Source organism: Rhodococcus sp. C26F (assembly GCF_053345925.1).
Genome location: NZ_JBKFBA010000020.1, coordinates 51,261 through 72,815, shown reverse-complemented (window position 1 = coordinate 72,815; position 21,555 = coordinate 51,261). Strand labels below are relative to the sequence as shown.

At 69.8% G+C, this 21,555-nt stretch carries 22 protein-coding genes; 12 read left to right on the top strand and 10 right to left on the bottom strand.

The features are described 5' to 3' along the window. Nucleotides 1-33: 33 nt before the first annotated feature. The 6 genes from ACLBYD_RS19180 to ACLBYD_RS19155 all read left to right on the top strand — a co-directional run bounded on the left by ACLBYD_RS19180 (nt 34) and on the right by ACLBYD_RS19155 (nt 5,990). Nucleotides 34-1,104 carry a metal ABC transporter solute-binding protein, Zn/Mn family gene (locus ACLBYD_RS19180; protein ID WP_447817649.1) on the top strand — a complete coding sequence of 357 codons (1,071 nt, stop codon included), beginning with the start codon at nt 34-36 and terminating at the stop codon, nt 1,102-1,104. Nucleotides 1,105-1,130: 26 nt separating this feature from the next. After that, nucleotides 1,131-1,994 (top strand): metal ABC transporter ATP-binding protein, encoded by an 864-nt coding sequence (locus ACLBYD_RS19175; protein ID WP_006550472.1) that lies wholly within the window; start codon nt 1,131-1,133, stop codon nt 1,992-1,994. Beyond that, a complete protein-coding gene (locus ACLBYD_RS19170) occupies nt 1,991-2,875 on the top strand; it encodes a metal ABC transporter permease (RefSeq protein ID WP_006550474.1) in 885 nt (294 codons plus the stop codon). The genes ACLBYD_RS19175 and ACLBYD_RS19170 overlap by 4 nt, the downstream gene beginning before the upstream one ends. Nucleotides 2,876-2,976: 101 nt before the next feature. After that, a complete protein-coding gene (locus ACLBYD_RS19165) occupies nt 2,977-4,578 on the top strand; it encodes a GMC oxidoreductase (RefSeq protein WP_447817647.1) in 1,602 nt (533 codons plus the stop codon). A gap of 19 nt (nt 4,579-4,597) precedes the next feature. Further along, nucleotides 4,598-5,356: a LamB/YcsF family protein gene (locus ACLBYD_RS19160; RefSeq protein ID WP_447817646.1), complete on the top strand. Its 759-nt coding sequence runs from the start codon at nt 4,598-4,600 to the stop codon at nt 5,354-5,356. Nucleotides 5,357-5,381: 25 nt separating this feature from the next. Continuing rightward, entirely contained in the window at nt 5,382-5,990 is a 609-nt protein-coding gene (locus ACLBYD_RS19155; RefSeq protein WP_413768345.1) for a 5-oxoprolinase subunit B family protein, read from the top strand. A gap of 30 nt (nt 5,991-6,020) precedes the next feature. Here ACLBYD_RS19155 and mgtE read toward each other — a convergent pair whose 3' ends face one another. Beyond that, nucleotides 6,021-7,373 carry a magnesium transporter gene (gene mgtE, locus ACLBYD_RS19150; protein ID WP_447817645.1) on the bottom strand — a complete coding sequence of 451 codons (1,353 nt, stop codon included), beginning with the start codon at nt 7,371-7,373 and terminating at the stop codon, nt 6,021-6,023. A gap of 87 nt (nt 7,374-7,460) precedes the next feature. Between mgtE and ACLBYD_RS19145 the strand changes: the two genes are divergently transcribed. After that, nucleotides 7,461-8,333 carry a 5-oxoprolinase subunit C family protein gene (locus ACLBYD_RS19145; protein WP_447817643.1) on the top strand — a complete coding sequence of 291 codons (873 nt, stop codon included), beginning with the start codon at nt 7,461-7,463 and terminating at the stop codon, nt 8,331-8,333. Nucleotides 8,334-8,364: 31 nt separating this feature from the next. Here the strand turns inward: ACLBYD_RS19145 and ACLBYD_RS19140 are convergent, their stop codons facing one another. From ACLBYD_RS19140 to carD, 6 genes are read right to left on the bottom strand one after another with little or no spacing between them, the layout of a single operon-like run. Further along, nucleotides 8,365-9,408 carry an alpha/beta hydrolase gene (locus ACLBYD_RS19140; protein WP_447817642.1) on the bottom strand — a complete coding sequence of 348 codons (1,044 nt, stop codon included), beginning with the start codon at nt 9,406-9,408 and terminating at the stop codon, nt 8,365-8,367. Nucleotides 9,409-9,452: 44 nt separating this feature from the next. Then, complete coding sequence (rlmB, locus tag ACLBYD_RS19135) at nt 9,453-10,421, bottom strand: 23S rRNA (guanosine(2251)-2'-O)-methyltransferase RlmB (protein ID WP_060653581.1); 969 nt, start codon at nt 10,419-10,421, stop codon at nt 9,453-9,455. Then, complete coding sequence (gene cysS, locus ACLBYD_RS19130; protein ID WP_447817641.1) at nt 10,421-11,815, bottom strand: cysteine--tRNA ligase; 1,395 nt, start codon at nt 11,813-11,815, stop codon at nt 10,421-10,423. The genes rlmB and cysS overlap by 1 nt, the downstream gene beginning before the upstream one ends. Nucleotides 11,816-11,826: 11 nt before the next feature. Next, nucleotides 11,827-12,303: a 2-C-methyl-D-erythritol 2,4-cyclodiphosphate synthase gene (gene ispF, locus ACLBYD_RS19125; protein WP_024102859.1), complete on the bottom strand. Its 477-nt coding sequence runs from the start codon at nt 12,301-12,303 to the stop codon at nt 11,827-11,829. A gap of 5 nt (nt 12,304-12,308) precedes the next feature. Beyond that, nucleotides 12,309-13,016: a 2-C-methyl-D-erythritol 4-phosphate cytidylyltransferase gene (ispD, locus tag ACLBYD_RS19120; RefSeq protein WP_447817640.1), complete on the bottom strand. Its 708-nt coding sequence runs from the start codon at nt 13,014-13,016 to the stop codon at nt 12,309-12,311. 25 nt (nt 13,017-13,041) lie between these two features. Beyond that, entirely contained in the window at nt 13,042-13,530 is a 489-nt protein-coding gene (carD, locus tag ACLBYD_RS19115) for an RNA polymerase-binding transcription factor CarD (RefSeq protein WP_006550486.1), read from the bottom strand. A 276-nt stretch (nt 13,531-13,806) separates the two neighbouring features. On the opposite strand from carD, the gene ACLBYD_RS19110 reads away from it, so the two are divergent. From ACLBYD_RS19110 to dinB, 3 genes are all read left to right on the top strand, one after another. Then, entirely contained in the window at nt 13,807-14,439 is a 633-nt protein-coding gene (locus ACLBYD_RS19110; RefSeq protein ID WP_026061386.1) for a hypothetical protein, read from the top strand. Nucleotides 14,440-14,530: 91 nt separating this feature from the next. Beyond that, nucleotides 14,531-15,922 (top strand): DNA repair protein RadA, encoded by a 1,392-nt coding sequence (gene radA / locus ACLBYD_RS19105; RefSeq protein WP_271037903.1) that lies wholly within the window; start codon nt 14,531-14,533, stop codon nt 15,920-15,922. A gap of 107 nt (nt 15,923-16,029) precedes the next feature. Next, a complete protein-coding gene (gene dinB / locus ACLBYD_RS19100; RefSeq protein ID WP_447817637.1) occupies nt 16,030-17,286 on the top strand; it encodes a DNA polymerase IV in 1,257 nt (418 codons plus the stop codon). Nucleotides 17,287-17,328: 42 nt separating this feature from the next. Here the strand turns inward: dinB and ACLBYD_RS19095 are convergent, their stop codons facing one another. Then, on the bottom strand, nt 17,329-17,892 hold the full coding sequence (locus ACLBYD_RS19095) for a PaaI family thioesterase (protein ID WP_060653565.1): 564 nt from the start codon (nt 17,890-17,892) through the stop codon (nt 17,329-17,331). A 94-nt stretch (nt 17,893-17,986) separates the two neighbouring features. On the opposite strand from ACLBYD_RS19095, the gene disA reads away from it, so the two are divergent. After that, entirely contained in the window at nt 17,987-19,069 is a 1,083-nt protein-coding gene (gene disA / locus ACLBYD_RS19090) for a DNA integrity scanning diadenylate cyclase DisA (RefSeq protein ID WP_060653564.1), read from the top strand. A 23-nt stretch (nt 19,070-19,092) separates the two neighbouring features. Here disA and ACLBYD_RS19085 read toward each other — a convergent pair whose 3' ends face one another. Both ACLBYD_RS19085 and ACLBYD_RS19080 read right to left on the bottom strand, forming a co-directional pair. Further along, the gene (locus tag ACLBYD_RS19085; protein ID WP_447817636.1) at nt 19,093-19,839 is read right to left on the bottom strand and encodes a hypothetical protein; all 747 of its coding nucleotides are present in this window, start codon (nt 19,837-19,839) and stop codon (nt 19,093-19,095) included. Between the two features lie 101 nt (nt 19,840-19,940). Further along, nucleotides 19,941-20,570 carry a carbonic anhydrase gene (locus ACLBYD_RS19080; protein WP_019290184.1) on the bottom strand — a complete coding sequence of 210 codons (630 nt, stop codon included), beginning with the start codon at nt 20,568-20,570 and terminating at the stop codon, nt 19,941-19,943. 93 nt (nt 20,571-20,663) lie between these two features. Between ACLBYD_RS19080 and ACLBYD_RS19075 the strand changes: the two genes are divergently transcribed. Then, nucleotides 20,664-21,548 (top strand): A/G-specific adenine glycosylase, encoded by an 885-nt coding sequence (locus ACLBYD_RS19075; protein WP_016693348.1) that lies wholly within the window; start codon nt 20,664-20,666, stop codon nt 21,546-21,548. Nucleotides 21,549-21,555: the final 7 nt, after the last annotated feature.

Genomic DNA, 21,555 nt, shown 5'->3' with positions numbered 1-21,555 from the left:
CGTCGAAGACCGCCGATCCTCAGGAGAAGAACTGTGCGACTGTCCTCCCGCACGGCCCTCGCAGCCGCCGCCGTAGCCTGCGCGACCGCCCTCGCCGCGTGCGGCACCGATACCTCCGGCGCCGACGACGACGAGATCAGCGTCGTCGCCTCCACGAACGTGTGGGGGTCGATCGCGCAGGCGGTGGCCGGAGACCGCATCGAGGTCCGCTCGCTCATCACCGAACCGAACGCCGACCCGCACTCCTACGAGGCCAGCCCCCTCGACGCCGCGGCGATCTCCGACGCCTCGCTCGTCGTCTACAACGGCGGTGGCTACGACCACTTCGTCGACGACATCCTCGGCGCCACCGGGGACAAGCCTGCGGTCGTGGAGGCCTTCGCCCTGTTCGAATCCGGCGCGTACTCGGATCTGCACGCCGGACACGATCACGGCGACGAGGACGGCACCGACGACGCCATCGAGAGCGACTCGGAGACAACCGTTTCCGAGGACCACTCGCACGAGAGCGGTGAGGTGTCCGACGCCGACGTCGCCGGCGACGGGCACTCGCACGAGGGTCACGACCACGGCGGCATCAACGAGCACGTCTGGTACGACCTCGCGACCGCCGACGCCGTCGCGCACGCCGTCGCCGAGCAGCTCGCCGAACTCGACCCCGACGGTGCCGCCGTCTACGAGGCCAACGCCGCGGCCTTCCACGAGAACCTGCACTACGTCGCGGATGTCGTCGACAAGCTCGCCGACACACACGGCGACGCACCCGTCGCCCAGACCGAGACGATCGGCCACTACCTCGTCTCGGCCGCGACGCTCGACGACATCACTCCCCCGGACTTCACCAACGCCATCGAGAACGGCACCGATCCGTCCCCGGCGGCGATCGCGGCGACACGGCAGTTGTTGGTCGACAAGCAGGTTCGCGTCCTGATCTACAACCCGCAGACCGAGGACCGGATCAGCCGCGAGATGCGCACGGCAGCAGAGTCGTCGGGCGTCCCCGTGGTCGAGGTTTTCGAAACCCTGCCCGAAGGTGTCGACTACATTCAGTGGCAGGCCCGGACCGCCGAGACCCTCGCCGCCGCGCTCGAGACCGCCTCCTGACCATCCGATCGAGAACACGGACTCCGGTGACACCTCCTCCATCCGACCGCACGCCCACCGTCGAACTCCGCGATGCCCGGCTGGCATTCGGCGATCGGGTCCTCTGGGACGGACTCGACCTCGTCGTCGAACCCGGCGAGTTCCTGGCGGTGCTCGGACCGAACGGTGCCGGCAAGACGTCGCTGCTCAAGGTGCTGCTCGGCCAGCTCCCGCTCACCTCCGGAACCGCGACGATCGCCGGGCAGGCCGTCCGGACCGGGAACTCGCACGTCGGATACGTGCCGCAGCAGAAGTCTCTCGACGAGGGCGTCCCGCTGCGGGGACGCGATCTCGTGGGCCTCGGCATGGACGGACATCGCTGGGGCACCGGCCTGCGCACGCGCCGGCGGCGCCGCGTCGCGGTCGACGACGCGATCGCTCAGGTCGGCGCAGAGACCTATGCCGGAGCCCCGATCGGCACGCTCTCCGGTGGTGAGCAGCAGCGGCTGCGTATCGCGCAGGCGCTCGTGGGAGATCCGCGCGTACTCCTGTGCGACGAGCCGCTGCTCAGTCTCGATCTCGCCAACCAGCACCTGGTGTCGGCGCTCATCGACCGCCGCCGCCGCGACCACGACACCTCCGTCCTGTTCGTCACCCACGAGATCAATCCGATCCTGCCGCTGGTGGATCGCGTGCTGTACCTCGTCGACGGCCAGTTCCGCATCGGCACCCCCGCCGAGGTGATGACCTCGCAGGTGCTCTCCGAGCTCTACCGCACCGACGTCGAGGTGCTCGAGATGCGCGGCCGCCTGGTGGTCGTCGGCACCGGCGACGCCATCGACGCGCTGGGCAGCGCCGGCGGACTGCGCCCCGGGGAAGGCGTCCACCACGATCACGAGGATCACGAATGAGCAGCAAGTTCACCGACGCCCTCGGGCGGATGTTCGACGTGGAGACCACCGTCGAACTCCTGCAGTACGACTTCGTGCAGCAGGCGCTCGTCGCCGGTGCGATCCTCGGTCTGCTCGCCGGCGTGATCGGCCCGCTGATCATCAGCCGTCAGATGGCGTTCTCCGTCCACGGCACCTCCGAACTGTCGCTCACCGGTGCCGCAGCGGCGCTCATCATCGGGGTCTCCGTCGGGATCGGTGCGGTCGCGGGTGCCGTGATCGCCGCGATCCTCTTCGGGGTCCTGGGGACACGTGCCCGCGAACGCGACTCCGTCATCGGCGTGGTGATGGCCTTCGGACTCGGTCTCGCCGTCCTGCTGCTGTGGGCCTACGACGGACGCACCGGTGCCGCCTTCTCGCTGCTCACCGGTCAGATCGTGGCGCCCGGCGGTACCGGCATCGCCCTGCTCGCCGCGTGCGCTGCCGTCGTGATCCTCACGCTGCTGGTGATCTACCGTCCGCTGCTGTTCGCCAGCACCGACCCGGAGGTCGCGGCTGCACGCGGCGTCCCGGTGCGCGCATTGTCGATCGTGTTCGCGGTGCTCGTCGGTGTCACCGCCGCACTCGGTGTGCAGATCGTCGGCGCGCTGCTGGTGATGGCACTGCTCATCACCCCGGCCGCCGCGGCGGCCCGGGTGGTCAGCGGGCCGCTCGCCGCCACGGTGCTGTCTGTGGTCTTCGCGGAGATCTCGGCGGTCGGCGGCATCCTGCTCGCGCTGGCGCCGGGCGTGCCGGTCTCGGCGTTCATCACGACGATCGCGTTCGTCATCTACATGATCTGCCGCGTGATCGGCACCGCCCGCAACCGGCGTGGTTCCGGGCGGGTCGCCGCAACTGCCTGATCCACGGCCCGTCGGGACGTGATCTTGACGCGCTCCTCGACGTCCGCCTAGTTTCCCGAGGTTGTTCCGGTACGGGACGTCACAGACATCGGGGGTAGAGAGTGCAGCACGTCACGCGTCGTTCCTTCCTGACCGGAGCGGCCGCGGCCGCCGGACTCGCCCTCACCGGCACCGCCGGTGCCCACGCGACGCCCGGCATCCCCGCCCGCGTGAACAACGTGCCGCTCACCCACGAGGAACACCGGGTGGTCGTCATCGGCACCGGTTTCGGCGGCGGTGTGACCGCCCTGCGACTGGCCCAGGCCGGCGTGCGCGTGCACATGATCGAGCGCGGCATCCGGTGGCCCACCGGGCCGAACGCGAACACCTTCCCCCGCGTCGACAACCCCGACAAGCGGTTCCTGTGGCACCGGTCGAACCCCGAGGTGTTCGGTCGCCACCTCGCCTTCGAGTCCTACACCGGTCTGGTCGAGGCGTGCGTCGGCGAGAACATGACGGCCCTGTGCGCCGCCGGTGTCGGCGGCGGGTCGCTCGTCTACCAGGGCATGACGCTGCAACCCGACGAAGCGGTGTTCAACGCCCACTTCCCGAACGAACTCGACTGGGCGCGCATGGACCGCGTCCATTACCCGCGCGTCGCGCAGATGCTGCGCCTGGCCGTGGCGCCCGACGAACTCGTCGACAGCCCCAACTACGCGACCTCGCGCATCTTCGCCGACCGTGCGCGGAAGGCCGGCTTCCCGATCGACAAGATCCCGATGCCGATCGACTGGGACTACGCGCTCGCCGAGCTCCGCGGCGAGATGGCCCCGGCCTACACCGACGGTTCGGGTGCGATGGGTGTCAACAACGGCGGCAAGCACTCCGTCGACGTCACCTACATCGCGGAGGCCGAGGCGACCGGTCTGGTCACCGTCGCGACGCAGCACGAGGTCACCGACATCGAACGTGCCAAGGACGGCCGGTGGACGGTGCACGTGAACCACATCGACACCTCCGGTGCCGTCGTCGAGAACAAGATCCTCACCACCGACGCGCTGGTGCTGTCCGCGGGCACCATGAACACCACCCGGCTGCTGATGAAGGCCGCCGCGAAGGATCTCATCTCCGACCTGCCCGACGGCGTCGGACAGGGCTGGGGTTCGAACGCCGACCGCATCTACCTCTGGACGAACCTCGAAGAGGAGTTCGGCGCGGTGCAGGGCGGTCCCGTCGTCTACGGCAGCAAGAACTGGGACGACCCGAACTCCGCGTACACCGTCATCCAGGCCTCCATTCCCGGCTTCTACGGGATCGACATGCGCAGCACCGTACTGGTGGGCTACGGCGTCAGTGAGGGGCGTGGGCACTTCGTCTACGACGCCGCTCGCGACGACGCCGTCCTGCGCTGGCCGCACGAAGGGGACTCGGTGCTGCAGACGGGTCACATCGACCCCACCGTGCGCCGCATCGCCGGCGAACGCAGCATCCTGACCGACACCAACTCGATCGTCCCGTCGACCTGGCACCCGCTCGGCGGCGCGAGCATGGGCACGGTGTGCGATCTCGAGGGCCGGGTGTTCGGCCAGCGCGGGCTGTACGTGCTCGACGGCGCCCTCATGCCGGGCAACACCGCCGCGTGCAACCCGTCGATGACGATCGCCGCCGTCGTCGAACGCGCCCTCGACGACATCGTCGTCCGCGACGTCGGAACGGTCTTCTGAGCGGGCATAGACTCGGGTCGTGACCCGCATCGACCTCAACAGCGACCTCGGCGAGAGCTACGGCCGGTGGCGTCTCGGCGACGACGAGACCATGCTCGACATCGTCACCAGCGCCAACGTGGCGTGCGGATTCCACGCCGGCGACCCGGCGACACTGCTGAGCACGTGCCACGGCGCCGCGAAGCGCGCGGTACGGATCGGTGCCCAGGTCGGCTACAACGACATCGGCGGTTTCGGCCGCCGGTTCATCGAGGTGCCGTCAGCGGATCTCACCGCCGAGATCATCTACCAGATCGGCGCGCTCGACGGTCTCGCCCGGGCGGCCGGTTCGTCGGCGAGCTACGTCAAACCCCACGGCGCGCTGTACAACGCGATCGTCCATCACCGCGAGCAGGCCCGTGCGGTCGTGGATGCGGTGCGCGCCTACGACGCCTCGCTGCCCGTCCTCGGACTGCCCGACTCCGTCTTCCTCGAGGAGGCCGAACGGGCCGGGCTGAGGGTGGTCACCGAGGCGTTCGCCGACCGCGCCTACACCCCCGAGGGCACGCTCGTCTCCCGACGCGAACCCGGTGCGGTACTGCACGATCCGGAGGAGGTCGCCGAGCGGGTCCTGCGCATGGTCACCGAGGGGGTGGTCACCGCCGTCGACGGCAGCGACATACGCGTGAACGCGCAGTCGGTGTGCATCCACGGCGACTCCCCCGACGCCACGGCGATGGCCGTCGCCGTGCGCCGCCGCCTCGACGCCGAGAAGATCGACATCCGGGCGTTCGTGTGAACGCCCGACACCGCCAGGTCCACCGATGAGAATCCTTCGTGCCGGAGACAGCGCCCTGCTCGCCGAGTTCGATTCCCTCGACGAGGTTCTCGCCCACTTCCGGGCACTCGACCGCGAGCGGCCGCGTGGCGTCGTCGATCTCGTGCCGGCGGCGCGGACACTGCTGGTGTGCTTCGATCCGTCGGAGACCGGCGCGCAGGTCGTGCACAAGTGGGTCACCACCACCCCACCGGCGTCCGGGGACGACGTCGACATCGAGGAGGTGACGCTCGAAGTCCGGTACGACGGGGCCGATCTCGAAGAGGTCGGCGAGTTGACCGGCCTCGGCGCGGACGGCGTGATCGCCGCCCACACCGGCAGCCTCTGGACGGTCGCCTTCGGCGGGTTCGCGCCCGGCTTCGCGTATCTCACCGGCGGGGATTCTCGATTGCACGTGCCGCGTCGCAGTTCACCGCGCACCTCCGTCCCGTCCGGCGCCGTGGGACTGGCGGGTGAGTTCTCGGGCGTCTACCCGCGGAAGTCGCCCGGAGGATGGCAACTCATCGGAACCTCCGATGCCCCGCTGTGGCAACCGGATCGGACTCCTGCGGCGCTGCTGCGACCGGGATGTGCGGTGCGCTTCGTCGCGATCTGAGCCGTCCTCGGATCGACTGCGCCGCTGCGCTCAGATACCGAGCACGGCCTTCGCGACGAGGAAATAGATCACCAGGCCGGTCGCGTCGACGAAGGTCGTGATGAACGGATTGGAGAAGACCGCGGGGTCGGCGCGGATCGATTTGGCCACCAACGGCATCGCACCACCGACGGTGGCGGCGAGGGTGCAGATGCTCACCAGCGTCAGCCCGATCACCGCGCCCACCGACGAGTCGTAGACCAGGGACGTCAGGACGAACGCGACCGAGCCCAGCAGGACACCGAGGGACAGACCCACCCGGAGCTCGCGGGCGATCACCCCGCCGATGTCGCGTGGCGTCACGTCGTCGAGCGCCAATGCGCGGGTGACCGTGGTGGCGGCCTGGTTTCCGGTGTTGCCCCCGGTGCCGATGATCAGCGGCACGAACAGCGCCAGGGTGACCACCTGATCGAGGGTCGACTCGAACACCTCGAGGACCTGGACCGTGAGGGTCGCGCCGAGTGCCAGGACGAGCAACCACACCACCCGCGAGCGCACCAACTGCCCGACGGGTGTCGCGAGATAGGGCCGGCGCAGCGGCTCGGTACCGCCGATGCGCGCCTGGTCCTCGCTGTCGGCGGCTTCGAGGATCCGCAGGGCGTCGTCGACGGTCAGGATGCCCACCAACCTGGTCTCGCTGTCGACGACGATCAACGCCAGCAGTTTGAGTTCGGCGCAGCGGCGCGCGGACTCCTCGGCGTCGTCGGTCACGCGCGCCCAGTAGGGCTCGTTCATGATGTCGGCGAGCACCGTTCCCGGCGCCGCAGTCATCAGCTCACGCAGACCGACCACCCCGACCAGCACACGACCGGCGTCCACCACCGGCAGCGTGTACACCGTCTCCGCGTCGCCCAGCCGACGACGCACGGCGTCCATCGCCTGCTCCACGGTCATGTCCTGCCGCAGCGACACGAAGGCCGGGCTCATCCGCCGGCCGATCGCCCGCTGCGGATAGCCGAGGATCGTGGCGGTCACCTCGCGGTCGGTGGGCGGCAGGCCGCGCATGAGGGTCGACGCGACCGTCGCGGGCAGTTCGTCGAGCAGTTCCACCCGGTCGTCGGGTTCGAGGTCGGCGAAGATCGCGGTCACCTGGTCGTCACGCAACCCGCGGAGCAGTTCGCCCTGCATGCTCGGGTCGAGCTGTTCGAAGACGTCGATCGCCCGGTCCTTGGGCAGCAGCCGGTAGAGCACTGCGCGATCCGTCCGGCCGAGCCGTTCGAGCACGTCGACGACCTGTTCGACGCTCAGTTCCGCGACGGCGTCGTGCGCGGCCTGAAGGTCGTCGGCCTCGACGGCCTTCTCGATCAGTCGCGTCGTCGCCGCCCGGACGTCTGCTTCGTCCATGATCGTCACCTCCGTCCTCGATGATCTTCAACCTAACGCGATCGTTCGGCCGGAGTCCGGCCGTGCGATCGAAGCCGGTGAGTGAGAATGAACATCGTGGCGTGGTTCGAGGTGCTCTCCGGCGGAATGCTCACGACGGTCCAGGATCGCGGACGTCCCGGTTACGGTTCCTCGGGCCTCACCCGGTCCGGTGCCGCCGACCGGCGCGCACACGACGCTGCGAACCGGCTCGTGGGGAACCAGCCGGACGCGGCGACACTCGAGGTGACCGGCGGCGGTCTCGCCGTCCGCAGCGTCGGCGAGACGATCGTGGCCGTGACCGGTGCCCGCGCCGACGTGACCGTGTGCGACCGGCTGGTCGGCGACTGGGCGCGCATCGCCCTCCGCAACGACGACGTGCTGCGGATCGGCGTCCCGAACGAAGGCCTGCGGACCTACCTCGCGGTGCGCGGCGGCATCGACGTGCCGGAGGTGCTCGGCAGTAGATCCACCGACACCCTGTCGCACACCGGACAGTCACCCGTTCGCGCCGGCGACAGTCTGCTCGTCGGGGCGATGTCGGGTCACCTGCCCGACGAGGAGCAGTTCCCACCACCGCCGCCGATGGACGACCCCGTGGAGATCCGGGTACGGCCCGGCCCGCGCGACGACTGGTTCACGCCCGGATCACTGCGGGCGCTGTTCCACGAGACATGGACGGTGACACCGGAACTCGACCGGGTGGGTATCAGGTTCCACGGTCCCGGCCGACTGCACCGGGCACGGCACGAGGAGATGCCCAGCGAGGGCATGGTTCCCGGCTCGCTGCAGATACCGCCGGACGGGCATCCGGTGCTGTTCCTCGTCGACCATCCCGTCACGGGCGGCTATCCGGTGGCCGCGGTGGCGGTCGCCGCCGATCTGCCGGTCGCGGCGCAACTGCGTCCCGGACAGCGGGTTCGGTTCGTGCCGGTGCGGTGATCGCTGCGGGGTGACCGCAGCCGGGTGACCGTCAGGTGCGCGACCGCACGGAGGCGTCGTCCTCGTCGGTCGGGTCGGCGGCCGTCACCCGCCGTACGAAGGTGATCGCCTCGTCGAGTGCGTGTGTCGCGGGCGGAGAGATGCCGGGCAGACTGAGATAGCCGTGCACGGTGTCGGGATAATCGGTCTCCGCGACGTCGCCGCCCTTGGCCCGCAATGCTTCGGCGTATCGAACGGCGTTGTCGCGCAACGGGTCGTGCCCGGCGATCTGGACGAGGGCCGGTACGGCGGCACCGGCGAGCGTGCCGCGCAGGGGAGCCGCGGTCGGCGCATACGGATCGGCTCCGGCCAGATACAGGCGCACGAACGCCCGCATACCGCGGGAGGTGAGCACGGGAGCGTTCGCGAACTGCCGCTCCGACGGGAACTCCTCCTCCATCTCCGTCGCCGGATAGATCAGCACCTGACCGGCCGGCAGCGGACCACCCGAGCGGCCGGCCACGTCGGCGACGACCGCGGCGAGGTTGCCTCCGGCACTGTCGCCGGCGACCACGACGCGGGACGGATCACCGCCGAGTTCCGCAGCGTGTGCGACGACCCACCGGAACGCCGCCCAGCAGTCCAGCACCGCTGCGGGATAGGGATGTTCGGGGGCGAGCCGGTAGTCCACGGACACCACGACGCTCGGGGTCCGCGCGGCGGTGTGGCTCGCCCACCACTCGTTCTGCTCCGGATTGCCGAGCACCCACCCGCCGCCGTGGAACAGCAGCACGACCGGCAGCGGACCGTTCGTCCGCGCGGAGGGTCGGTAGATCCGCAGACGGGTCCGGACCGGGGAGTCCTCGGGGGCGAGATCGTCGATCACCTCGTGCTCGAGGTCGACCCATCGGTCCTCGATCCGCACGCCGGGATGCGTCCGGCCCGAGATCAGCCGGCCGACCGGGGACGACAGCAGCTTCGCGCGCGCAGCACGACGTGCCGGGATCTCGTCGACGGACGCGTCGGCGATGGACTTGTTGGCGAAGCGTTCGACGAAGGCGAACACCTTCGTACGGAACGGCAGGGATGCGACCACGAGGACAGACTAGGCCCTCGCGACCGCGGATCGGACCGACTCGATCAGGCCCGACGCTGCCGCGCGATGTCGGCGAGCACCACGCCCGCCGCGACGGAGGCGTTGAGCGACTCGACGTCTCCGGCCATCGGGATGGAGAGAACAGCGTCGCAGGTCTCCCGCACCAGGCGCGAGAGTCCCTTGCCCTCCGACCCCACGACCACGACGACGGGATCGGTGCCGTCGAAATCGTCGAGGCTGGTGTCGCCACCGGCATCGAGGCCGACGACGCGGACACCGCGGGACTGCCAGTCCTTGAGCGTGCGCGTGAGGTTGGTGGCACGCGCGACGGGCAGTCGCGCTGCGGCGCCGGCGCTCGTGCGCCACGCCACGGCCGTCACCGACGCGGAGCGGCGCTGCGGGATGACCACACCGTGCCCGCCGAAGGCCGCGACCGAGCGGATCACCGCGCCGAGATTACGCGGATCGGAGATGTTGTCGAGGGCCACGAGCAGCGGACGCTCGTGGTTCTCCGCGGCGCGCGCGAGCAGGTCGTCGGGGTGCGCGTAGCGGTACGGCGGCACCTGCAGACCGATGCCCTGGTGCATCCCGTTCGACGACATCCGGTCGAGTTCGGAACGCGAGACCTCGAGGATCGAGATGCCCATCTCGGCCGAGCGCTGCACGGCTTCCTTGAGCCGCTCGTCGGCCTCGGCGCCGAGGGCGACGTACAGAGCGGTCGCGGGCACACCGGCACGCAGGCACTCGACGACCGGGTTACGGCCGAGCACCATCTCGGGCCCGTCCTCGGCCTTGCGACCGGCCGCGGGACGACGACCGCCGCCGCGCGGGTCGGCGGCCTTGGCCGCGGCCCGGGCACGCCGTGCGGCGGGGTGGTAGGGCCGGTCCTCGGCCTTGGGGGTGGCGCCACGCGCTTCGAGCCCGCGTCGCCGCTGCCCGCCGGACCCGACGACCTGGCCCTTCTTCGTGCCGCCCTTACGAATAGCGCCGCGACGCTGGGAATTGCCTGCCATCACTGTCCTGCTTTCAGAGACCACTCGGGTCCGTTGGGCGTATCGGTCACTTCGACCCCCGCGGCTGCGAGGCGGTCCCGCACCTCGTCGGCCACCGCCCAGTTCTTCTCGGCCCGGGCGGTCATGCGGCGTTCGAGATCCGCGCCGACCAGCACGTCGAGTGCCGCGAGTGCGGCCGATCCGGAATCGTCGGTGGAGCACCAGTGCTCGTCGAGCGGGTCGACACCGAGGATGCCGAGCATGCTCCGGACCTGCGAGGCGATCTGCACGGCCGTGTCGAGATCGCCGTTGTCGAGCGCCTTGTTGCCCTCGCTGCGCTTACGGTGGATCTCCGCGAGCGCCTTGGGCACACCGAGATCGTCGTCGAGTGCCTCGGCGAAGGCCTCGGTCCACTCGCCCACGGGCACCTCGCCCGCCCGGTCACGGGTCTTGAGCACGAACGACTCGAGTCCCCGGTACGCGGCGGCCGCTTCGGCGAGCGCGTCGTCGGAGTATTCGAGCATCGAACGGTAGTGGGCGCTGCCGAGGTAGTAGCGCAGTTCCTGCGGCCGGACGCGGGCGAGCACGTTGGGGATCGACAGCACGTTGCCGAGCGACTTCGACATCTTCTCGCCGCCCATCGTCACCCAGCCGTTGTGCAGCCAGTAGCGGGCGAAGCCGTCGCCGGCAGCGCGGGACTGCGCCATCTCGTTCTCGTGGTGCGGGAAGACGAGGTCCATGCCTCCGCAGTGGATGTCGAAGGTGCCGCCGAGATAGAAGCCCGCCATCGCGGAGCACTCGAGATGCCAGCCGGGGCGGCCGCGTCCCCACGGGGTGGGCCACGACGGCTCACCGGGCTTCTCGGCCTTCCACAGCGTGAAGTCGCGGGGGTCGCGCTTGCCGAGTCCGGCGCTCTCACCCTGGTGGACGTCCTCGATGCGGTGTCCGGAGAGGGCACCGTATTCGGGGTAGCTCAGCACGTCGAAGTAGACGTCGCCGTCGGCCGCGTAGGCGTGCCCGGCGTCGATGAGGCGCTGGATGAGTTCGACCATCTGCGTGATGTGGCCGGTCGCGCGGGGTTCCACCGAGGGAGGAAGCACACCGAGCGCGTCGTAGGCGCGGTTGAAGGCCCGCTCGTAGGTCGCGGCCCACTCCCACCACGGACGGCCTGCCTCTGCGGCCTTGCGGAGGATCTTGTCCTCGATGTCTGTGACATTTCTCACAAACAAGACATCGAGACCCTTGGTAGCGAGCCACCGGCGGAGCACGTCGAACGCAACGCCGCTGCGTACGTGCCCGATATGGGGTTCGCCTTGGACGGTGGCCCCACACAGGTACACCGAGGCCTGGCCGGGGACCAGCGGTTCGAAATCCCGCACGGCCCGCGATTCGGTGTCGTATAAGCGCAAGGTCACGACCGTCGATCCTACCGCTCGTCCTGCTGGGCCAGGACCAGTGCGGTCGCAACCGCGGCCACACCTTCTCCCCGGCCGGTGAGCCCGAGTCCGTCCGTGGTGGTCGCCGACACGGAGACCGGACCGCCGAGTGCCTCGGACAGCACCGCCTGTGCCTCCTCGCGCCGCGGCCCGATCTTCGGGCGGTTCCCGATCACCTGGACGGCGGCATTGCCCACCACCCAGCCGGCGTCGTCGAGCAGTCGACGTACCTCGCCGAGCATGGCAACACCGGAGGCGCCGGCCATCTCGGGTCGGCCCGTACCGAAGACCGATCCGAGGTCGCCGAGACCGGCGGCCGAGAGCACCGCATCGCACAGCGCGTGCGCAGCGACGTCCCCGTCGGAGTGACCCGCGCACCCGTCGGCGTCCTCGAACAGCAGACCGGCCATCCAGCACGGCCGTCCGGCCTCCACGGGATGCACGTCCGTTCCGATGCCGACACGCACGATGCTCACATCTCCTTCTCGGTGCGGACGCCGGACGCGAGCACGGTCCGTGCCAGCACCAGGTCCAGCGGGGTGGTGATCTTGAAAGCGAGCGGGTCGCCCGCGACAGTGGTGATCCGCTCCCCCAGTCGCTCGACGAGTCCCGCGTCGTCGGTCGCGTCGGCCGCGTCGCGGTTGGCCCGCTCGAGCAATTCGACGTCGAATCCCTGCGGGGTCTGTACCGCGCGGAGGGTCGACCGGTCCGGAGTGCCGGTGACGGCTCCGTCCTCGTCGACGCTCTTGATGGTGTCGACGACGGGCAGCACGGGGATCACGGCGTCGCTGCCGGCCCGCAGCGCGTCGACGACCCGGACGAACAGATCGGCCGGGGTGAGCGCACGCGCGGCGTCGTGGACGAGCACGAACCGCGCTCCCGAAGCCGCCGCGAGACCGGCGCGCACCGAGTCGGCGCGCTCGGCGCCACCCGCGACGACGGTGACCCGGTGGGCGAACGACTCGCCGACGAGCCGGTCCGCGGGCGTCGCAGCCAGTTCGGGCGGCGCGACGATCACCACTCGATCGATGACCGCCGAGGCGAGCATCGCCTCGACCGAGCGGTCGAGCATCGTGCGGCCGTCCAGTTCCACGAACGCCTTGGGCAGTGGTTCTCCCAGGCGAACACCGCGGCCGGCCGCCGGAAGGATTCCGACGACCGGCCCGTTGCGATCGCTCATGTGCAGTTTGCCGATGTCTCGCGCGTCAGGAAGCGGCGGCGAGAACCTCGTCGAGCATGGTCTCCGCCTTGACGTCGTCGGTGCCCTCGGCGAGCGCGAGCTCACCGACGAGGATCTGACGTGCCTTGGCGAGCATCCGCTTCTCACCTGCGGACAGGCCGCGGTCCTGCTCCCGGCGCCACAGGTCGCGCACAACTTCTGCGACCTTGTTGACATCGCCGGAGGCCAGCTTCTCGAGGTTGGCCTTGTACCGCCGTGACCAGTTGGTGGGTTCTTCCGTGTGGGGTGCGCGCAGCACCTGGAAAACCTTGTCGAGGCCTTCCTGCCCGACGACGTCGCGCACTCCGACGTACTCCGCGTTCTCTGCAGGTACCCGGACCGTCAGGTCGCCCTGCGCGACTTTCAGAACCAGATATTCCTTCTGCTCACCCTTGATGGTGCGTGTTTCGATTGCTTCGATCAGCGCCGCACCGTGATGGGGGTATACGACGGTGTCTCCGACCTTGAAAATCATGTGTCCCGTGCCCCTTTCGATTCTCCCAGTTTAACACGTGACCACATCACCCTCCCGTCAACGGTGCAGGTCAGGGGCACCGAGCACTGAGCGTAGGGCTTGACAGGCAGTTGCTTCCGTGTATCGGGTGACCTCCGACACACCCGCCCGTCGGCGCCTGTCGATCTTGTCTTCCGCGCGCGAATCCGCACGAGATCCGGCCCCGACGTACACAGCGCACACGGGAACTACTACTCTGCCTAGTGGATTGCGAGCCTTACTCGAGTGGAGGAACCCGTGACTGCTCTCAAAGCGCCGACTCGCCGAGTCGTGACCGCTCTCGCCCTTGCCGCGGGAGCGGCGCTCACGATGTCCGCGTGCAGCGCCGGTCAGATCACCCAGACCTCGACCCAGGTCGCGGCCATCAACGGTTCCAACGTGGACGCCGGCAGCCTCGCGCTGCGCAACGTGCACGTGATCTACCCGAACTCCGAGGAGTACAGCATCGAGCCCGGCGGCACCGCCCAGCTCGGCTTCACGATCGTCAACCTCGACCCGTACGTCGGCGATCAGCTCACCGGTATCTCCACCGATTTCGCAGCCTCGGTCACCGGAGCCCGCCTCGAGGTTCCGCCGCAGTCCTCCGTGGTCGCCGGTGTCTCCGAGGAGAACGCCGCCCTCGTCGAGGAGGTCGACGAGTCGCCGCGTCCGAACAGCACCGAGGAGACCCCCTCCCCGGCTCCGGCAGGCGTCGTCAACAACGTCGAGCTCGTGAACCTCTCCGAGGGTGTCCGCCCGGGTCTGACCATCCCCGTGACCTTCACGTTCGCCGAGGCCGGCGACGTGACCCTGTCCGTGCCGATCGACGCCGGCCCGGAGCTCCCCCGCGACGAGTCGGAGCTCTCGCCGATCGTGGGCGAAGCACACTAGGACTTCCTGCTGAAGGGCCCGGTCGAGCACAGCTCGGCCGGGCCCTTTTCGCATCCGCTCCGGTGTCGGTGCGACCGACTATCCTCCGGCCGTGGCAAAGACCAAGACCCTCTACCGCTGTTCCGACTGCTCGCACACCGTCGCGAAGTGGGTCGGGCGCTGTCCCGAATGCGGAACGTGGGGGTCGATGGACGAAGCACCCGTCCAGCCGGTCGCGGTCGCCTCGCGGTCGGGTACCTCGCTCGCCCGCGCCGGTGCCGCCGCCGTGCTGCCGAGCACCCCGGCCACCCCGCTGTCGCAGATCGACGGCAAGTCCACCCACGCGAAGCCCACGGGCATCCCCGAGCTCGACCGCGTCCTCGGTGGCGGTGTCGTCCCCGGTTCGGTCGTCCTGCTCGCCGGCGAACCCGGTGTCGGCAAGTCCACGCTGCTCCTCGAGGTGGTGCACCGCTGGGCGTTGCGCGGCGAAGCCGATCGCGCGCTCTACGTCACCGGCGAGGAGTCGGCCGGTCAGGTGCGCCTGCGCGCCGACCGCACCGGCGCCGTGCACGACCGGGTCTATCTTGCCGCCGAGAACGACCTCGCGACGATCTTCGGGCACGTCGAGCAGGTCAAGCCCACGCTGCTGGTCGTCGACTCCGTCCAGACGATGCTCGCCGCCGATGTCGACGGCGTCACCGGCGGTGTCACGCAGGTCCGCGCGGTCACCAGCGCCCTGACCTCCCTCGCGAAGTCCAGCGGCATCCCGGTGCTGCTCATCGGCCACGTCACCAAGGACGGCGCGGTCGCCGGTCCGCGTTCTCTCGAGCACCTCGTCGACGTGGTGCTGCACTTCGAAGGCGACAAGCACTCCACGCTGCGCATGGTGCGCGGGGTGAAGAACCGGTTCGGGGCCGCCGACGAGGTGGGCTGCTTCGAACTTGCCGAGGACGGGATCGTCGGCGTCAGCGACCCGTCGGGATTGTTCCTGCAGCACCGCGACGAGGCCGTGCCCGGCACCGCCGTCACGGTCACGATGGACGGCAAACGCCCGCTCCTCGGTGAGGTCCAGGCGCTCGTGGTGCCCACGCACAATCCGTCACCGCGACGCGCAGTGAGCGGCCTCGACTCGGCGCGGGTCGCGATGGTGCTCGCGGTGCTCGAGCGTCGCTGCGGTCTCGGCCGGCTCGGCAACTGCGACGTCTACGCCTCCACCGTCGGCGGTATGCGGATCACCGATCCGTCCGCCGACCTCGCGCTCGCGCTGGCCGTCGCCTCAGCCGTGCGCGACCAGCCCGTCCCGGCCGGCACCGTGTTGCTCGGCGAGGTCGGTCTCGCCGGGGAGGTCCGTCGTGTCGTGGGCGCGGGTCGCCGGCTCGCGGAGGCGAACCGGCTCGGCTTCGACCGCGGGGTGGTTCCGCGCGATGTCGAGGGTGTCCCGAAGGGCATGAAGAAGTTCGAGGTGTCCAACGTGGCGCAGGCACTGTCGACCCTCACGCGCTGACCTGCGGACATGTCGGCAGCGCCGATCTGCCGAGGTGTCGGCAGCGCCGATCTGCCGAGGTGTCGGCAGCGCCGATCTGCCGAGGTGTCGGCGGCCGGTGCGAACATGTGTTCGTGTCCGATGCGACGGTGCTGCACGCCGATCTCGACGCGTTCTACGCGTCGGTGGAGCAGCGCGACGATCCGTGGCTGCGCGGCAAACCGATCGTCGTGGGCGGGGGTGTCGTGCTCGCGGCGAGCTACGAGGCCAAGGCCCACGGCATCGTCACCGCGATGTCGGGCCGGGCCGCCCGCGCCCTGTGCCCGGGACTGATCTCGGTGCCTCCCCGCATGGAGGCCTACGCGCAGGCCTCGCGCGACGTCTTCGCGATTTTCGATCGCACCACACCGATCGTGGAGGGGATCTCCATCGACGAGGCGTTCCTCGACGTCTCCGGTCTCGGGCGCATCGCCGGCAGACCCGTCGACATCGCCGCACGTCTGCGCCGCACGGTCGCCGAGGAGGTGGGGCTGCCGATCACCGTCGGTGTCGCGCGCACCAAGTTCCTCGCCAAGGTCGCGAGCGGGGTGGCCAAGCCCGACGGACTGCTCCTCGTCCCTCCGCACGCCGAACTCGAGTTCCTCCATCCGTTGCCGGTGGAGCGGTTGTGGGGCGTCGGCAAGGTGACGGCGGCGAAGTTGCACGCGCACGGTCTGCGGACCGTGGCCGATGTCGCCGCCCACTCCGAGTCCGATCTCGTCTCGCTGCTCGGACGCGCGGCGGGACGCCACCTGCACGCGCTCGCGATCGGTCACGATCCGCGTCCGGTCCGGCATCGGCGGCGCAGTTCGATGGGCGCGCAGCACGCGCTCGGCCGCGGACCCCACAGCCTCGAGTCGGTCGGCGAGACGCTGCAACTGCTCGTCGACCGCGTGGGCCGGCGGATGCGCCGGGCCGGACGCCTCGGCCGCACGGTGGTCCTGCGGATGCGCTTCGCCGACTACACCCGCGCGACCCGCTCCCACACGCTGCCCGGGGCCACCGCACGCACCGATCTGCTGTCGGCGGCGGCGCACGACCTGCTCGAGCAGACCCGACCGCTCATCGCCGAGCGCGGTCTCACGCTCATCGGGATCGCGGTGACGAATCTCGTCGGTGAAGGCGTCGAGCAACTCGAGCTGCCGTTCGACGAGCCGGTCGAGGCCGCCGGGGACGGTACCGGAGACACGCGAACGCAGCACCGCGCCGTCGACCGGCATGCCCTCGATGCCGTCCTGGACGATCTGCACTCCCGCTACGGCGCGGGCGCGGTCACTTCCGCGGCGTTGCTCGGACGCGACCACCGGCCGGGTGTTCCGCTGCTCCCCGACGGGCCGGAGTCCTGAACGAGACAGGTATGAACGCGAAAGCCCTGAAGCGCGGAGATGTCAGACGGCGGAGATGTCGTGCTCGCTCTGCGGGATTCCGTCGGCGTAGTCGCGACCCTTCGCGAAGTGCTCGTGTCCGACGACGACGAACAGCCCGACCGACGACGCCACCACGACGTCCGGGTCGGCCAGCGGACCGTCGACGATGCGTGCCTCCGCGCTGGTGTAGACCTTGCGCCGCACCGTGCCGTCGACGCGGGCGCGGAACTCGAGGACCGAGCCCAGCGGGATGGGACGAGCGAAGTCCGTCTCGAAGTGCCCGGTGACGACGGCGGTCCGCAGGGCGGCGTTGCACGCCATTCCCTGGACCTCGTCGAAGGCCGTCATGAGGATGCCGCCGTGGATGAATCCCGGTCCGCCCTGGTAGCGCGTGGCGACGTCGAGACGGCCGAGCACCTCGAGGCCCTCGCCGATCGTGAACTCCATCGCGAGGCCGGAGGGCTGGTCGTCACCACACCCGAAGCACTTGTTCCAGTGCTGCGGTACCGGCGCACCCGGGCCGGGATGATCTTCCGGCAGATCGGGAACGACGAGGTCGTCGGGCAGAGTCCAGGTGCTGCGCATAAGCAAGTAATGTAGTTGCGCGGTCGGGGGCGCCGATCCAAGAGTCCGCGCATTGTGACGACGACCGCAGACCGCACAGGGGAAGGAAGTCCAGATGACCGAGTCGGCGCCGGCATCGACGCTGAGCGACACCATCGCTCGTCTGGCGCCCGGCACCGCGCTACGCGACGGTCTCGAACGCATCCTCCGCGGCCGGACGGGCGGCCTGATCGTCCTCGGTTTCGACGACAAGGTCGCCGAGCTGTGCGACGGCGGTTTCGAACTCGACGTCGAGTTCGCCCCCACCCGGCTCCGGGAGCTGTCGAAGATGGACGGCGCCGTGGTCGTGTCCACCGACGGTTCGCGCATCGTGCGTGCCAACGTGCAGCTCGTGCCCGATCCGAGCATCCCCACCGTGGAGTCCGGCACCCGGCACCGCGCCGCGGAACGCACCGCGATCCAGACCGGATATCCGGTGGTTTCGGTCAGCCAGTCGATGAGCATCGTCAGCGTGTACGTCGACGGTCGCCGCCACGTCATCAACGACTCCGCGACCATCCTGTCCCGGGCCAACCAGGCCGTCGCGACACTCGAGCGCTACAAGGCCCGCCTCGACGAGGTGACCCGGCAGTTGTCCGTGGTCGAGATCGAGGACATCGTCACGCTGCGCGATGCGCTCACCGTGGCGCAGCGGCTCGAGATGATGCACCGCCTGTCCGTGGAGATCGAGCAGGACGTGCTCGAACTCGGGACCGACGGTCGCCAGCTGGCCCTCCAGCTCGAAGAACTCGTCGGCGACAACCAGCTCGCCCGGCAGCTCATCGTGCGGGACTACCTTGCGGGCGAGCACGTCCCCACCCAGCAGGAGGTCGAGCAGGCGCTCGAGCGTCTCGCACACCTGACCGACGTCGACCTGCTCGACCTGACGAGCCTCGCCCGCGCCTTCGGCTATTCGGGCACCATCGAGGCCCTCGACACCTCGATGAGCCCGCGCGGTTATCGCGTGCTCCATCGGGTGCCGCGCCTGCAGACCCGGCAGATCAACCGGCTCGTGGGTGCGTTCGGCACACTGCAGGGCCTGCTTGCGGCCACCGCTGCCGATCTCCAGGCGGTCGACGGGGTCGGCGCCCTGTGGGCCCGGTACATCCGCGAGGGACTGTCGCGCCTCGCCGAAGCCGCGATCAACCACTACGACTGAACAGCGACCGGACGAGCAGCAGGTCAGGGCGTGATGTTGAACGGCTCGGGCACGCTGCGCAGGCCACCGAGCTGCCCGATCACGGTGTACGCGCCGGGACCGACCGGTTCGCGCGGCGCCTGGCAGCCGGGCTCGGAGGTCGTCGCCGACCACTTGACGGAGTAGGCGGCCTGGTCGCCCGGAGCGAGCGATCGGATGTCGGCGGTCGATTCGGGGAAGCAGTCGGTGTTCGCCCAGAGCCGCTCGTTGCCGTCGAGGCTGTAGACGAGCACCTGTTGCAGGCCCGCACCGAGGTCGCGTTCGCACTGCGACGTGCCGATGTTGGTGATGACGATCGTGAAATCGGGTTCGGAACCGACCCGGTAGTTCGGCTCGTCCGCCGTCACCCGCACGGCGAGCGACTGATCGGAGCACTGCCCCGGCGGAACCGGAGCAGCGGAGGTGGTGGCGGACGTGGACGTGTTGTCCTCGTCGTCCGCGTCCTCCGAGGCCGATCCCTCCGCTCCGCGCGTCCCGGACGAACCCGAGGATCCACCGCTCCGGGTGGTGCTCGCGGACGCCGCGTCGGCTGACGCATCGGCCGCCGTCGTGGTGGCGGAGGTCGTCACCTCCGCTGCTGCGGGTTCGGGATTCTGATCGGGGTCGTCGCCGCCGGTCAGCGCCACTACGAGCCAGATGACCAGAGCCAGCACGACCACCGAGACTCCGATCGCGAGAATGCGTCGTCGCCAGTAGATCTCGGGGGGCAGAGGACCGGTCGGTTCAAGCACGCCCCCCACGGTATGTGCCACGGGCTGCGCACGGCTACACCGCCGTCGGCGTGTCGCTGTGACCTGCGGTCACATCGTTGTGACCGCAGGTGCACACGTCTTCAGTTGTCGGAGACCTCGCCGATGTCTCCGAAGTGGCCCCGCAGACTCACCTTGCCGTCCTCGAGCTTGTAGGTGACGCCCACGATGGCGCAGCGGCCGTCGGCGATGCGGTCGGCGATGATCCGCGAACGATCCGTGAGCAGCTTGCCCGTCTCGACGACGTGGCGCCCTTCGAGTTCGTCGACGGTGGACAGACCCTCGGCCCTGCCCATGAGGATCGAGGGAGCGACACGCTCGACGAGGCTGCGGATGTGGCCGCCCGGCACCGTGCCCTTGTCGAGGGCGTCGATGGTCGCCGCCACGGCACCACAGCTGTCGTGACCGAGGATGACGATGAGCGGAACGTTGAGGATGTCGACTGCGTACTCGATGGAACCGAGGACGGAACTGTCGATGACGTGACCCGCGGTGCGGACCACGAACATGTCGCCGAGCCCCTGGTCGAAGATGATCTCTGCGGCGACGCGGGAGTCTCCGCAGCCGAACAGCACGGCGGTGGGGTGCTGGCCGTTGACGAGTTCGGCGCGACGATCGATTCCCTGGCTCGGGTGCAGCGGCGTGTCGCTGACGAAACGATGATTACCCTCGGTCAGGGCTTTCCAGGCGGAGATGGGATTGGAGTTCGGCATGCGTACATTATTCACCTGCGCACATGTCCGATTTCGTTCGACATCTCCTCAGCGGATCCCGACACCCGACCCTGTGACCGGAGGAGACCCGAGATGTCCGTGGACGCACCGTCGTTGCTGCGCTGGTATGCCGCCGAGGCGCGCGACCTGCCGTGGCGCCGCGACGGGGTGACGGGCTGGCAGATCCTCATGTCCGAGGTCATGCTGCAGCAGACGCCGGTCGCCCGGGTCGCCCCGATCTGGGAGGAGTGGGTGCGGCGCTGGCCCGTGCCGTCCGCGATGGCCGCCTCGAGCCAGGCCGAGGTGCTGCGGGCGTGGGGCAAGCTCGGCTATCCGCGCCGCGCGCTGCGCCTGCACGAGTGCGCCGGCGTACTCGCCGCCGAGCACGACGATCGGGTTCCCGAGGACGTCGACGTCCTGCTGACCCTGCCCGGCGTCGGCGCGTACACCGCGCGAGCGGTGGCGTGCTTCGCGTACGGGCAGCGTGTGCCGGTGGTGGACACGAACGTGCGTCGTGTCGTCGCCCGCGCCGTCCACGGCCGGGCGGAGCCGGGAAACCCTTCGACCACACGGGATCTCGCCGATGTCGAGGCGATCCTTCCGCGTCAACGTGCACGTGCGGCGACCTTCTCCGCGGCACTGATGGAACTCGGCGCGACCGTGTGCACCGCCCGCACACCCGACTGCGGGCGCTGCCCGCTGCCCGAGTGCGCGTGGGTGCAGGCCGGGCGACCCGCTCACGACGGACCACCCCGGAAGGTGCAGAAGTTCGCCGGCACCGACCGGCAGGTGCGTGGTCGGTTGATGGCGGTGCTGCGCGAGAGCAGCGTCCCGGTGGAGCGGCCCGTCCTCGACAGCGTGTGGACCACGGATCCGGGCCAGCGCGACCGCGCCCTGCATTCGCTGCTCGTGGACGGTCTCGTCGAGCAGACCGACGACGGCCGTTTCGCGCTCGCCGGCGAGGGATCGACCTCCTAGATCCGGC